The following is a 12,210-nucleotide window of genomic DNA, read 5'->3' as shown; positions in this document are numbered from 1 at the left end:
GCGTCAGCCTTCATCATCGCGCGCCCCCGATTCAGCAACCGTGCGCAGCTTGAGTCCGATCCCGCAGGGGGTAGCCAGCTTGGCAGTACGGACTTCGGAACGGTCGACAGCCAGCTCGACCGGGGCATCGATGCCCAGGCGGATCTTGCCGTCACGGCCACTGATTACAGTGATTTTGATGTTGTCGCCGATGACAATTGATTCGCCGACGCGACGGGATAAACAGAGCATGATGCAACTCCTTTTGGTTTATGTAGGCAGGCTGCTGCCTGCCTCGATTGTTGGCTTTCGCAAAATCAGGTTGTGGTTATGCATCCAACCTACTTCATGACGCTTTGGTGCGATTCGATTTCATAAGCGTCCGCCGTTTCTATTCACTGCTATGGTCAAAGCAGCCAGCAGGAGCTGAGGCAGCAGCAAGGAGAGGTCATGGAATGCACCACAACAGCGGATGAGGTTTATGGCCCGCGGAATGCCAAGCTCGGCAGGCGAGCGGTGGACGGTAATATCTGGTCGGGCACCACGATGATTTTCAGAATCATCGACGACCGGGTCTACTCAATGCATGAGCAGTATCTGGGCAGGCTCAAGTACGGCATGGCGATGACTGACAGAGGAGAGCTGATATTTATTGTTAGATAGACTGAGTTCAAGCGCTCGCAGGTAGAACTGGTGCGTGCTCGGCGACGTTGACGAGACCTGCATGCAAGTCGACCTTTGTGCCTGCCAGCATTCCAGCGATCTGGGCGTTTAGGTCAAGCTCTGCCCCTCTGACCTTCCTTGCTTTGCCGACCTGCTTATCTGCAAGGTAGCTATTAATCAGCGCTTGGTGCTGTGCTTCCACTGCCACCAGTCCCGGCCCTGCGCCTTTGTATTCGGGTGTTGTATTTTCTTCGACGCGCGGTACCAACTGTTGCAACTTGCTCTCCACCGCGAAAACCCAGGCTATCGCGAAGTGATCGCCTGCAGTAGGGGCGGAATAGCTGCTCCTGAACTTCCCAGCGCGCACTCCAGCGATGTAAGCGTTTCGAGCCTGGGTAAGCTTCGCAAGAAGAGTTTCGTAGGCGTAGAGAGCGATGTGCTGGGCAGGGCTCACTCCCACAAACTTGGCACGCTCGACGCGGTTCTTTTTGGTCTCGCACCAGTGGTTGTAACGCAGGGCCTTGACGTTGAACACCGAGGCCACAATGGCACTCAGTTGTTGATCCCATAACGGTCGGCGCGCAGCTCGCGACATCGAGGATTCAACCTCACCAACGTCGCTCACTTTCACGTCCGTCTCGGTCAGGTGATACTCACGCATCAGCGCCTGCGCTTGGCGCATCGCAGTGGCCGCTTCGTTCTCGTTCGAGCTTTGCGAAAGCGCCAAGCAATGCTTGATCTTGCGGATAGCCCGCTCGAGCTTTTTCGGGTCAATGGTTTTTTCTGACATGGTTCATCCTCGCCGGGGTGGCGTGACTCTTTGAAGTGGGGTATTGGTGTGCGCTTACTCAGAATGGAAGCTTGCACGTGACAGCTAAGGAAGTACTAAATCGTTTCTCAAAGATCGTCCTAAAAACGCTTTGGATATGCACGGTGATCTGTAGTGTTTTTTTTCTAGCGTTTGTAGGGTTGATTCTTGCCTTGAAAGGAGCAACGTCAGAGATGGCGGCATGGGTTCAAGCTGTAGGCTCCGTGGCGGCGATACTGGCGGCGATCTGGATTGCCAATAGAGATTCAAGATTCAGAAGAAATATCGAAAAAGAAGCCCGTAAGGGGGCTTTGGTTCGCGCCACTACGGCAGTGAGGGATGCGGAAGCCCGAGTAGTTGCCGGGTTCGAAGGTGCGGCCAGGCTCGGGGTCTCACAAAACTTTTTAAATGCTGTCAAGGACGATTTTAAGAACTCTGAAACTCACCTTAAGGAAGCAATGTCCATCCAGGGCGTAGATTCGAGCATCTATGTTCAGCTATATGAGGCTCGGACCGCAATTGAAGAGGCTGGCCAAATGCTCCATTTTGTATCAGCGAATCCACGGGAGGGCGATGCTATTACTGCGCGTCTATTGGATGCGCGTCGGAATTTGGAAGCTTTCCAGAGCTCCTGAGTACCGGACGTGATCAGGTGGCACTTTAATAAAAAATTAGGCATTACAAATGACCGGCATGGAGCCGGAACAGGGGAGTAACGATGAAAGTGTTCGTCAGTTGGTCTGGGACTCGTAGCAAGGCTGTCGCTGAGATGCTTGCAGAGTGGATAAAATGCGTACTGCAAGCATCTCAACCATGGATATCCACTAGAGATATCGATAAAGGCGCGATTTGGTTCTCGGAAATATCAGACCAGTTAAAAGACACGACGGCCGGGATAGTATGTCTAACGCAGGACAACAAAGAAAAGCCGTGGATTCTCTTCGAAACTGGTGCTCTAGCCAAGGGTATTTCGAAGAACCGAGTATGTACGTTCTTGGTTGACCTTAAGCCATCGGATGTTGAAGATCCCTTGGCTCAATTTAACCATACATCGCCAGATAGCTCGTCCATGTGGGGGTTAGTTTGCTCATTAAACGCAGGGCTTGAGGAATCTTCCAGGCTGAATGAGAAGATTCTTAGGCAAGTCTTTGAGACGTATTGGCCTCAATTTGAGACGCAATTCAAGAAAATCCTGAAAGATGTACCTGCCGCTAGCATCGCCGCCCCCCGTACGGAGGGCAGCATACTTGATGAGATACTTTCTAATACACGTGCGCTTGCCACTCGCGTAAGAGATATCGAGCAAAGTATGAGTAATTCTCCATCAGTCACTCAGGAGGCTTTAAACTCTCAGAGCTATCTTCAGTCTTTAGCGATGGACCAAGCAGTGCCAATCCAAATCGTACGCTCAGAAGGTCAGCGCTTAGGAGTCGACCCGGAAATAGTTAAGCAAATGCTAGACAAGTACCGAATGATACGTCCAGCGAAGCGTCCACTTTTTGAGTCGAAGGTAAGAGGTGACAATTAATAGTTGATTAATGCTGATCATTAGCTAAAACCGTAGAGCGCAAAAGCGCTAGGCCGGTGGCGATGACAGCAGTCCAGCGCAGCATGTGCGTGGCGATCGATGGCTGGCGCACTGGCTTCGCTTCAAGTTGCTCAGCGGCCTTGCAAGCCGCGCTGTGGCCGCGATGCACGCCGCGCACAGTGCCGGTCGAGCGCTCGACGATGCCGAACTCGTTATTGCCGTTCGGCACAACCGTGAAGCGCGGCAGAGCTGCCGGATTTTTGCGGCCGACCTTGTCGTAAAACTCGGCAGTGGAAAGGGTGCAGCGCTGGCGCAGGCCTTCGAGGATTGCACGACGCTGGCTGATTGTCTGATGCATATGAGGCTCCTTGACCGCATTGGCCAGATGCCAGGCGCGGGTGACCAAACCCAGCCGTGAGACTGGCCTGGCACCTGCCGATGCGGTCGATAGTTTGTGGGATAGATGGTTTACTTGGGTTACGCAGAAGGAGCAGCGAATGGCCAAGAAAAAGAAACGAAGGAAGATCAGTGAGCCTCCGCGTGAAAGAATCAAAAAGATCAAAAAGCAATTATTAGAGGCAAGGGCTTTGATGGATGAACTGCTGCCCGGGAAAGGCTCTGGTCTTCCTGTTCATATATTTAGGCTGGAAGATCAGCTGCGCATTCTTGAAGGCCATTTACTTTCTAAATTCGACGAAAGAATGACGAAGGTCGAAGGGTCTTTTGGTTCAGGTAAGAGGCGCTAGGTATCCTCAGCCGTTCAACCAACCCAGTTCTCACTGGGTGACGCGTTAACCACTGCTACTAAGTTCGGTGGTCAGCAGATCGCCGACACTGGCCGGAGCTTGTCCGAGCCCTTACGGCTGATCTTCTGTTCGTACCCGCCCCGACGTGACTCGGGGGCTCTGCGCTCTCGCCTCATCGATTCATCGCCCAGCACTGCGTGCAGAACGATCACCGACATGAACAGCAGGCAGAGCGGAGAAATGATCTGGCGGCGCATGGCCTCGGCGATCATCGCTGTTTGGCGATTCACGCCGAGCTTGAACATGGCGACCGACAGCCGCTTGACGACCGTGCCCGGCGCGATGCCGAACGTTCGGGCGATTTCCTTGGCTGTGCAGCCCTGGGCGGCTGACAACAAATACTGCAACTCTCGCGGCGCAAGACCACGGCCGAGGTAGCCTCTCCATGCCCCGCATACGATGGTGGTATCCATTACGTCTACTCGGTGGTTGTCATCCCAAAGCACCCGGCAAGCCAGGTGCTTCAGTGATACTTTCCATTTGTGTTTCGGTCTTTCCAGCAAACCATTCGCGCCGGGTAATCGTGCGCGATAGCAGACTGTGTTCGGTGCTGTTCCCTGAACTCAACGGCCATCTGGCGTCAGGGGTTGTCTATGGCGATGTTAAAGAGCGGTTCAATCCGCTGGGCCCATCGGAGGGCTTCAGAGTCTCGATGGGTCAAAATTAGCACTGCTGATAATAGTATGTCAACAGCAGTGCTAATATTTTTTGCGTGCCCAAATCCCTATCAGTGGCGGGCCCTAGGAATTAATGGCGCTCTGATACAATCCGCAAACTCGAATTGTGGAGCTGGAAATGAAACGGATCATCGCCTTATCTATGTTCGCTTTTGCCCTTGGCGGATGTGCCTCTGGGGCTGTATGGAAAGCCACTGGCAGCACTGACGAATTCACAGACAAGACCACTATGATGGTGACGACTGGGGATTTCTCTTCGGGTAGCAGCATCATGACAAGCTCGCTGAAGTTCTACCCGGTCGTGCGAAAGGAGGGCGGGCAGATCTACGTAGGTGTTATGTCTGGCGGCCGGTTTAAGATCCCTGTGGGAACCGTGCAGCTGCGGATCGATCAAAACGAAGCTTGGACTATATCGCCGCAGGAGACGCCAGTAAGCTCAATGCCTGCTGTGCCGCAGTACGTTCTGAACCTTCCCCCCGAACAGGCTGCCATCGTCAAAAACGCACAAGAGCAGGCCATGATCAATGCCACACAGATGATGAGCCCATATACCATCGCGGGCGGCGATAAGGCCAAAAAGATTCTCAAGCAGATGCTTGCTGGGAAGGTTCTCAAGTACCGGACTGTAGGAATCAATCAGGCGGCGTCGACAACAGGCGAGGTCGCGCTCGATCCTTCTCTGGCCGAATCGCTAAGGCTGGCAGGAATAGACGCAGCGTCGCTGTAGTCCTGACAGCAAAGCCCGCTCAGTGGCGGGCCAGGTCAGATCGGAAATAGCAGGCTGTGCGAAGGCGAGGAGGGCAATGGAGGCGCATTAGGCATAACGCCAGCACTATCCAATATTCCGGCTACACTCCGCGGAACGTAGGCCTTAGGAATTCTCCTGGCTTGCAACCAGGATGGATCGAATGAACTCCCAAATGGACCTGAGGCCTTGCATAGAGGCAGCGTTTTTGCCAATGAAGTGCGTGTGCGTGATCGCGCCTGACGCGTCAATGACGATCCGGGTATTCGACACGAACACCGAGGCGGAAGAGTTCACTGTCACAGGCATCGATACTGCGGACCTGGTGACGATCCGGGACATCGTCGGCCTCGTACTTGAGGTGAAAGGGGAGATGAGGCTGAGAAGGCTTGCGTCTGATCGACAGCAGAGGGCGTGCAAGGGGTAGAATAAAACAGCCCGGCGCTAGGCCGGGCTGATAGTGATCAGCTATCCGTTTTGGGCTTTAAGTACATAGTCATCTGAACCGGATTCTTCCCGTAATGCTGAGCCACCCGCTGTCTAAGCTCATTAATGCTGTCGCATGTTTTTGAAACACCTATCACCTCCCAGCATCGGGATACTAATTGGCGGACACCCAGATTTTCAGTTAGCTGTCGATGCCAGTGGACGCCTGCAGGAGGCTTATTTGCCTTGAGGTATGCAGCCACATCTGCATCCAGAGTGTCATAGATAAGCTCGATAACCAGCTTGCCCCACCATTTTGGTCTCGTTTGAAGAGGCGTAGCCCATCCGGTAAGCCTTCCGAACTCCTCCCAAAGCTCATCAGGGAAGGTCTTCTCCCATGCTCGAAGCTCTTCAGCAATGAACGCCCTTAGCTTGACCTGGAGAGCATCTTCCGCACGTTCATATTGGTAACCGGTGGCCTCGTCAATAAGTGCGTCCAAGCCGGTTCTGGTCAGACCTGCAGTGAGCACAGCGCATTTGATCGCGATCTGCCGCTGCCTATCGGTTAATGGCGCCCCTTCATATAACGCTTGCACATACCCACGACAAATCAGCTCGAAGTGCTCGGTAGTCATGCCCCGACCGGTAAACTGCGTTCCAGGGATCGAAAAGTCTAGAAGTTCACCCAGGATCAACTCACTGTTTACATAGGGTTTTATCGATGAAACCCCTATGTACGCACCCAGGTTCCCAGACTCAGTATTGGAGATGGACTTAATGGCTGAACGAAGAGCAATGACACGAGATTGCGTATTGAGGACATACACATCAAGCTCGTCACCTCCTAAATCAATTTTTCCACGCCATTTCGCAAAAGGTAGTGACGAGCTGAGAACCACAGCCGCTTCTGAGGTATCTGATTCAACTATATCGATTCCATCCTCTCCATCGAAATCGTCTGTTTTGTCGGACATCTATTTCGCTCCATTGATCAATGCACAACTTAATTAGAAATACCCGCACACTACTCACACCGCGGCCGCACATCCCTTCCTTCCCTAACCTCATCTAAATACCCAGCCAGATTATACTCGCCGGCATGCAACGCGGTGCTCATCTTCAGATCGGCCCCTGCGCTGGCTTCCGTCGGGCTCAGTCGTTATACATAGCGATGAGAATGGCAAGCTCAAGCGTCACTACGATTATGCATACGATGACGAAGCCGGGCGAGAATACTCGCTTACGCCTAGTGGGGCCGGGCCATACCGTCAGGAATTGTCCGATCGCCGCTAGCAGATCAAAAAGCGTCGACATCAAAGGTAACCGGATGGAGAGACTTTCAAAGGTCTCCGCCACGCCAGACCACTCGCCCGATAATCTGGTGTTCGTTAGACTCGCCTTGCAAGATAAACCGATCCGGGTATGCCTCCTTGTCGGCGTTGTCGCTACGCAATATCCATTCTTGGAGTGGATCACGCAACAGACGCTTGACCAGTGTTCCGTCCGCAATGCTCTCAATCACGAACACGCCATTATCAACAGGCTCAATCTGAGAGCTGTCGACGAGAAGAACGTCTTGGTCGCTGATCGTTGGCCACATGCTTTCCCCATGGGCGTAGATGACACGCAGGTTCTTGGGCTGAAGCCCTTTCGAGGAAAGCCATTCTTTTTTGAATGCCAAGGTGCTGCGTATCTCTACATGCGGGTTGTCATAGCCTGCGCCCGCCGCAGCACGCGCTGTGTACTGAGGGATGAATGAGTAGCTGCCGTCGAGGCTTATATCGGGCTCGCCGTCAGCAGGCATCGGAGTGTCCGCTGCCCCAATACCCGATTGAAAGCCAGCCTCAAGCGATTCGTCGGATGCGCGCGCTATTCCATCTGCAAGAGTCGGGCTCACATCTGCAGGCTCAAAATCAAGGGCCTTGGACAGCCTTATAAGGGCATCCAGGTTCAATGCGACCTTGCCGTTAGCGTACTGACTGAATGCGCTTTGTGGTGAGTTCCAGCCGCAACGCTCCCCAACCTCTGTTTGATTGAGCGGTCTAGCATCCGGGTGGCTCTTAGACTCTGCTACGCGCTTTCTGTAAACAGCCCGCAGCCGTTCTGCATCTGCAAGCTGCCAATCTGTCAGCGGCGTTCTCGTAGGTTTATTCATATGCTCGATTAAGTAGCAGAGCTGATATTTAAGCAAACAGCACTGCTAATCATTTCCTTGCGTTTTGTAAAGTAGCAGTGCTAATATTTGGAAAATTTCACGAGAGAAACGCCAATGAAGACCGTAACCCTTGGGGAGTACCTGGCAACTCACGGCACCCAGAGCGAACTCGCCAAGGCCCTGGGGATTCAGCAGAGCGCCGTATCCCAAATGCACAGATCCGGACGAACTATCAACATCACTTTAATGGATGACGGTTCCCTTTTGGCCAATGAAATCAAGCCAATTCCAGCAAGAAAATCGGCCGCTTAAGCCCATACGTTACGACGAGCCACGCTATTCGAACGGCAGCGAAATGATTATCCGCTCAGGCGGGTAGGGCAGGTAGTACAGCGGATGGGCTGTTAATTCATACAGTGAATATGAAGGGAGTGGAAATGGCAGGCAAAAAGCATCTGAAGAAGGCTCTGCTCAAGACAGATGAGCAAAGCCGCAAGGCGTTCTACGTAGCAATGCTCACTCTTGGTTTGGTGAGACCCGAATGTGATTCAGGGCCTTCACGTAGTTCTCAAGGCCGTTAATGACTTCATCTGGAACTGGCAGATACGCGAGCGTCGATCTTGCAGTAGCGATCTCGATATCGAACTCGCGAATGGCTTCCGCGCGCACTTCAAGCGGAAGCGATCTAAGCACGCCCAATAGCAGCGCCTGGGTAGCGAGGAGCTCTCCCTTCTGCTCGTTGAGCTTGTCGATAATTTTTTCGGTTGGATCAGTCATGTCCGGTCTCCGTGACCTTCTTGTGTGGAAGCAGAAAGCTACCACGGATGCGCCGGACACCTACAACGCCTGAATTTTGGGCAAAAAAAAGCCGGTGGCTAGACCGGCTTCTTCACAACTTTGCGAGACAGATTATGCACATCAGACCTGATCAAGGCAACACAGGCAGATCGATTGGAGTAGCACTGTGAGCGTTCAAGCAATGTCGTGGGCGCTACAGATCCCGCGAGTGACCCTTTCCGATTCCAGTGCACGGCATGTGCTGCTGTGCCTGGCCAACTATGCCGGCACTGATGGGCGCGGCGCTTTCCCGTCTGCCACAACGTTGAGCGAAGACACCGGCCTTTCCGAGCGTACGGTTCGTTCTAAGCTCGAGCTGTTACGGGCTTCTGAACTGATCATTCCGGGTAATCAAGCGCTGGCCGCTGTGTACATTGAGCGTCATGACCGCCGCCCGGTTGTGTATGACCTTCCTATCAAGCGGGGTGCAAATCCTGCACCCCGTACTGAACGGGGTGCAGATGACGGCACGGGGTGCAAACCACAGCAGAACGGGGTGCAGAATTCGACCGAACGGGGTGCGAAATCTGCACCCAATCCGTCACTTAACCATCAATTAACCGAACAGCAGCAGCCGCGCGAGATTTCGGACGTTATTGATCAGCAGGACAAGCAGGCTCTGGAGTCGACCGATGATCGCCAGCGCTTCGCCATGTTCGCCGACTGGACACCGGACAGCCGCTACCTGATCGCCCAGGCTCAGATTGCTGGCGTGAAGCGTACCGATATCTCTGACGCGCTGATCCGAAGCTTCATCGGCTGGTATGTGGCCAAGCAGAACACCGTAGACACATCCGCCGGTTGGTGTAACCGCTTGGTGGGCTGGTACGTGAAAGAGCGTGCAAAAGGCTCGCTGTCAGCCGATGAGGAAGCGGCAGTTGGCGGCGACTGGGCTTCAAAGGGGGTGATCCTGTGAATGGGCCTGTTCGAGCTGGTTATCTGGTCCAGAATCGGAGAACTGATCCGACCTACACGCCATCGCCTGCGGTCTCTGTCGAGATCGACCCGGCCACCCGCCAAGTGATCGACGAATTGTTTCTGCGGCTGCGTGGAGCTTGCGGCGCATGGAGACAGTCTTGGCCGACCGAGGAGGTGATGAACGCCGCGAAACTGGAGTGGCTTGCGGAATTCATGCGCTCCGGGATCAACTCAATGGATCAACTGCGCCACGGTATGCGCATGGTCAGCGCGAGCAAATCGGCATTCGTGCCCGCGCCTGGCGTGTTCGTGAGCTGGTGTTTTGCTCCAGAGGGTCTTGGCCTGCCCAGCGTCGAGGTCGCGTATTCCCAAGCTCTGCGTAACTCACACCCAGGCATGGAAGGGCGCGGTAAGTGGTTTCACCCGGCGATCTACCACGCCACTGCTGCCGCTGGATTCCTGAGCCTGCAAACGCTTCCTCGCGACTTGGGTATGACCCGCTTTGAGCAGAAATACCTCGAGCAGTGCCGCAAGATCTGGCGGGGCGAAGAGTTGCCGCCAGTGCCTGTTGCGCAGCTCGCCGCGCCCGGCAAATCAATCACTCCCGAAGTGGGTAACAAGGCGTTGGCCGAACTCCGTGCCAATCGCAGCGGAGACACGAAATGAGCAAACTCACCAACGCAGCGCGTGACCGTGAATGCCAGATCCGTTACCCGGGATGCTCGAGCGAATCCTCGACCACCGTGCTCGCTCATTACCGACTGGCTGGTACTTGCGGCATGGGCATCAAGCCAAACGACCTGCAGGCCGCTTGGGCGTGTGCTTACTGCCACGATATCGCCGATGGCCGCCTGCGCGCCCCGGCGGTGCTGAGCCGTAACGAAGTCCGCCTGTTCCACGCCGAGGGGGTCATGCGCACCCAGGACGCGCTTATTCGCGAAGGGAAGGTGTCACCGTGAAGCCCGCCGAAATGACGTTTTTCAAACCGAAGCGCACCCGCGCCAAGTCCGTCGACCGTGAAGGCTTGGAACAGGCAGCGCTGCTGCGCGAGCTCAAGCTGCGTATGCCCTTGGTGGCGACGCTGATCTATCACGTTCCCAACGGTGGCCACCGGCACAAGCTGGTTGCGATAAAGCTGAAAGAGCAGGGCGTGCGCGCTGGTATTCCCGATCTGGTGCTACCGATGGCTCGCGGAGGGTACTTCGGCCTGTACATCGAATTCAAGGCAACGCCGCCGCACGACGCCGCTGTCTCGGGCAGCCAGTACGAGTGGATACGTCAGCTCAACTCGCAAGGCTATCTGGCTATCGTCTGCCGTGGTCACTTTGACGCGATGGAGCAAATCCGCGCATACCTCCGACTTCCTCTGACTGTGGTGGCCCCATGAGCCAGACCCTGCTTACTTCGTTCTCGGATGCGGAAATCCGCCGGCAGGCATCGAATTCGGACGTGCGCGACCTGCGCGATGCTCGCTATCCGGGCGTCTACTTCCGGTTTCATCAGAATCGTGAGCGCGGCACCTGGCACCTGGTGGTGGGCAAGAAGTGGGAGAAGATCGCCGGTTTCCCAGAGCTACCTGTGAAAGGCCTGATCAACGCTCTGCCGAAGATCCGGGAACGCCTCGCGACTGACCCGAAGGCTTCTGCCGCAGCCGGCACGCTGCAGACCGTTGGCCAGCTGCTGGAGTGGTTCATGGTTCGTCAGTCCACCGAGCGCAGTCTCTCGGCAAAGCGCCGCGCCACCAACACCTCGATCATCACCTGCCACCTCAAGCCGCGCCTGTCAGAACTGCTCATTGCCGATGTGGACCGGTCCACCTTGGACAAGCTGGTCATGTGGCCCATGCAGGCTGAAATGTCGCTCTCCTACGTCCGGCTGATGTGGGGCGTGCTGGTGGTCGCGTTCCGACAGGCCGAAAAGCTGCGCCTGATCGCCCAGAACCCAGTCGCCGGTTTCAAGTTCACCGACTTCACCAAGGCCCGCATCCTGCCAAAACCATCGCGCCTGCGGGCCGTTCAGTTGGAAGAGGTGCTTGGTGACCTTGCTGCTGGATTCGACCAGCACCCGCAGGACTGCATGCTGGCCTTGATGATGCTGTGTCACGGCACGCGTGCTGGCGAGACAAGGCAGGCCCGATGGTCGCACCTGACGCTGGGTGAGCAGGGCGAATGGTTCATTCCTGCCGAGAACACCAAGACCCGCTGTGAGCACCGGCTACCGCTGACCCATCAAGCCTGTGCGTTGCTGGAGCGGTATCGGGGCTGGCAGTCATCAAAGGGCTACAAGGGCGCCTACATGTTCCCGGCCCGCAATCGTGGACCGATCAGCGACAGCCAGGCATGTGCCGTATTCGCTCGCCTGGGCAAGGGTGAGTGGACGAGCCACGATCTGCGCAAAGTGGCCCGGACCGGCTGGACTGATCTGGGCGTCGACTTCCTGATCGGCGAGATGCTGGTGAACCACACGCTGACCCGCAACGTGCAGACCTATATCCACACTTCGGCTGAGCTGCTCAAGCGTGAGGCGCTGAACAAGTGGCACGAATGGTTAGACGGGAAAGGCTTTAGCCGCATTCACCGCTCGACCCTGACTAGAAACGAAAATTCGCAGAATGCAGTCGAGGCCAATAACGGCGAGGCTTCCAGCGCGATCACGAATCCATAAAAGG

Annotated in this window: 18 protein-coding genes and 1 pseudogene; 12 read left to right on the top strand and 7 right to left on the bottom strand. The window is 55.2% G+C overall.

Going from position 1 to position 12,210, the window contains the following annotated elements; genetic code table 11:
• Window positions 1-3 precede the first annotated feature (3 nt).
• Window positions 4-231 carry a carbon storage regulator gene (locus tag PI739_RS14550; RefSeq protein ID WP_271351992.1) on the bottom strand — a complete coding sequence of 76 codons (228 nt, stop codon included), beginning with the start codon at window positions 229-231 and terminating at the stop codon, window positions 4-6.
• Between the two features lie 198 nt (window positions 232-429).
• Between PI739_RS14550 and PI739_RS14545 the strand changes: the two genes are divergently transcribed.
• A complete protein-coding gene (locus PI739_RS14545) occupies window positions 430-642 on the top strand; it encodes a hypothetical protein (protein ID WP_271351991.1) in 213 nt (70 codons plus the stop codon).
• Window positions 643-649: 7 nt separating this feature from the next.
• On the opposite strand, the gene PI739_RS14540 is transcribed toward PI739_RS14545, so the two are convergent.
• Entirely contained in the window at window positions 650-1,432 is a 783-nt protein-coding gene (locus PI739_RS14540) for a DUF2786 domain-containing protein (protein ID WP_271351990.1), read from the bottom strand.
• A 77-nt stretch (window positions 1,433-1,509) separates the two neighbouring features.
• On the opposite strand from PI739_RS14540, the gene PI739_RS14535 reads away from it, so the two are divergent.
• Together PI739_RS14535 and PI739_RS14530 are read left to right on the top strand one after the other, a co-directional pair.
• Complete coding sequence (locus PI739_RS14535) at window positions 1,510-2,085, top strand: hypothetical protein (protein ID WP_271351989.1); 576 nt, start codon at window positions 1,510-1,512, stop codon at window positions 2,083-2,085.
• An 83-nt stretch (window positions 2,086-2,168) separates the two neighbouring features.
• A complete protein-coding gene (locus PI739_RS14530; RefSeq protein WP_271351988.1) occupies window positions 2,169-2,978 on the top strand; it encodes a toll/interleukin-1 receptor domain-containing protein in 810 nt (269 codons plus the stop codon).
• 20 nt (window positions 2,979-2,998) lie between these two features.
• Here the strand turns inward: PI739_RS14530 and PI739_RS14525 are convergent.
• Window positions 2,999-3,336: pseudogene (locus PI739_RS14525) on the bottom strand (hypothetical protein).
• A 139-nt stretch (window positions 3,337-3,475) separates the two neighbouring features.
• Here PI739_RS14525 and PI739_RS14520 point away from each other — a divergent pair.
• Window positions 3,476-3,724, top strand: coding sequence for a hypothetical protein (locus tag PI739_RS14520; protein ID WP_271351986.1), 249 nt, complete (start codon window positions 3,476-3,478; stop codon window positions 3,722-3,724).
• Window positions 3,725-3,795: 71 nt separating this feature from the next.
• Here PI739_RS14520 and PI739_RS14515 read toward each other — a convergent pair whose 3' ends face one another.
• Window positions 3,796-4,197, bottom strand: a complete 402-nt coding sequence (locus PI739_RS14515) for a response regulator transcription factor (RefSeq protein ID WP_271351985.1) — start codon at window positions 4,195-4,197, stop codon at window positions 3,796-3,798.
• Window positions 4,198-4,579: 382 nt separating this feature from the next.
• Here PI739_RS14515 and PI739_RS14510 point away from each other — a divergent pair, with 382 nt between their 5' ends.
• Both PI739_RS14510 and PI739_RS14505 read left to right on the top strand, forming a co-directional pair.
• A complete protein-coding gene (locus PI739_RS14510) occupies window positions 4,580-5,188 on the top strand; it encodes a hypothetical protein (protein WP_271351984.1) in 609 nt (202 codons plus the stop codon).
• Window positions 5,189-5,369: 181 nt separating this feature from the next.
• On the top strand, window positions 5,370-5,633 hold the full coding sequence (locus PI739_RS14505) for a DUF1652 domain-containing protein (RefSeq protein WP_271351983.1): 264 nt from the start codon (window positions 5,370-5,372) through the stop codon (window positions 5,631-5,633).
• A 37-nt stretch (window positions 5,634-5,670) separates the two neighbouring features.
• On the opposite strand, the gene PI739_RS14500 is transcribed toward PI739_RS14505, so the two are convergent.
• Together PI739_RS14500 and PI739_RS14495 are read right to left on the bottom strand one after the other, a co-directional pair.
• Window positions 5,671-6,606, bottom strand: a complete 936-nt coding sequence (locus PI739_RS14500) for a P63C domain-containing protein (RefSeq protein ID WP_271351982.1) — start codon at window positions 6,604-6,606, stop codon at window positions 5,671-5,673.
• 365 nt (window positions 6,607-6,971) lie between these two features.
• Entirely contained in the window at window positions 6,972-7,823 is an 852-nt protein-coding gene (locus PI739_RS14495; protein ID WP_271351981.1) for an XRE family transcriptional regulator, read from the bottom strand.
• A gap of 78 nt (window positions 7,824-7,901) precedes the next feature.
• Between PI739_RS14495 and PI739_RS14490 the strand changes: the two genes are divergently transcribed.
• Window positions 7,902-8,099 (top strand): Cro/CI family transcriptional regulator, encoded by a 198-nt coding sequence (locus PI739_RS14490; protein WP_236471174.1) that lies wholly within the window; start codon window positions 7,902-7,904, stop codon window positions 8,097-8,099.
• A 204-nt stretch (window positions 8,100-8,303) separates the two neighbouring features.
• Here the strand turns inward: PI739_RS14490 and PI739_RS14485 are convergent, their stop codons facing one another.
• Window positions 8,304-8,564, bottom strand: coding sequence for a hypothetical protein (locus tag PI739_RS14485; protein ID WP_024420199.1), 261 nt, complete (start codon window positions 8,562-8,564; stop codon window positions 8,304-8,306).
• Between the two features lie 202 nt (window positions 8,565-8,766).
• Between PI739_RS14485 and PI739_RS14480 the strand changes: the two genes are divergently transcribed.
• From PI739_RS14480 to PI739_RS14460, 5 genes are read left to right on the top strand one after another with little or no spacing between them, the layout of a single operon-like run.
• Window positions 8,767-9,540, top strand: a complete 774-nt coding sequence (locus tag PI739_RS14480) for a helix-turn-helix domain-containing protein (RefSeq protein ID WP_271352031.1) — start codon at window positions 8,767-8,769, stop codon at window positions 9,538-9,540.
• Complete coding sequence (locus PI739_RS14475; protein ID WP_122408142.1) at window positions 9,537-10,208, top strand: replication protein P; 672 nt, start codon at window positions 9,537-9,539, stop codon at window positions 10,206-10,208. The genes PI739_RS14480 and PI739_RS14475 overlap by 4 nt, the downstream gene beginning before the upstream one ends.
• Entirely contained in the window at window positions 10,205-10,501 is a 297-nt protein-coding gene (locus tag PI739_RS14470; RefSeq protein ID WP_016568955.1) for a DUF1364 domain-containing protein, read from the top strand. Before PI739_RS14475 ends, PI739_RS14470 begins: the two co-directional genes overlap by 4 nt.
• Window positions 10,498-10,929 carry a VRR-NUC domain-containing protein gene (locus PI739_RS14465; RefSeq protein WP_271351980.1) on the top strand — a complete coding sequence of 144 codons (432 nt, stop codon included), beginning with the start codon at window positions 10,498-10,500 and terminating at the stop codon, window positions 10,927-10,929. Before PI739_RS14470 ends, PI739_RS14465 begins: the two co-directional genes overlap by 4 nt.
• On the top strand, window positions 10,926-12,206 hold the full coding sequence (locus PI739_RS14460; protein ID WP_271351979.1) for a tyrosine-type recombinase/integrase: 1,281 nt from the start codon (window positions 10,926-10,928) through the stop codon (window positions 12,204-12,206). Before PI739_RS14465 ends, PI739_RS14460 begins: the two co-directional genes overlap by 4 nt.
• Window positions 12,207-12,210 lie beyond the last annotated feature (4 nt).

This window comes from Pseudomonas cerasi (assembly GCF_027983475.1).
GTDB classification, from domain to species: Bacteria; Pseudomonadota; Gammaproteobacteria; order Pseudomonadales; family Pseudomonadaceae; genus Aquipseudomonas; species Aquipseudomonas cerasi.
This window is presented reverse-complemented; position numbering and strand designations above follow the sequence as displayed.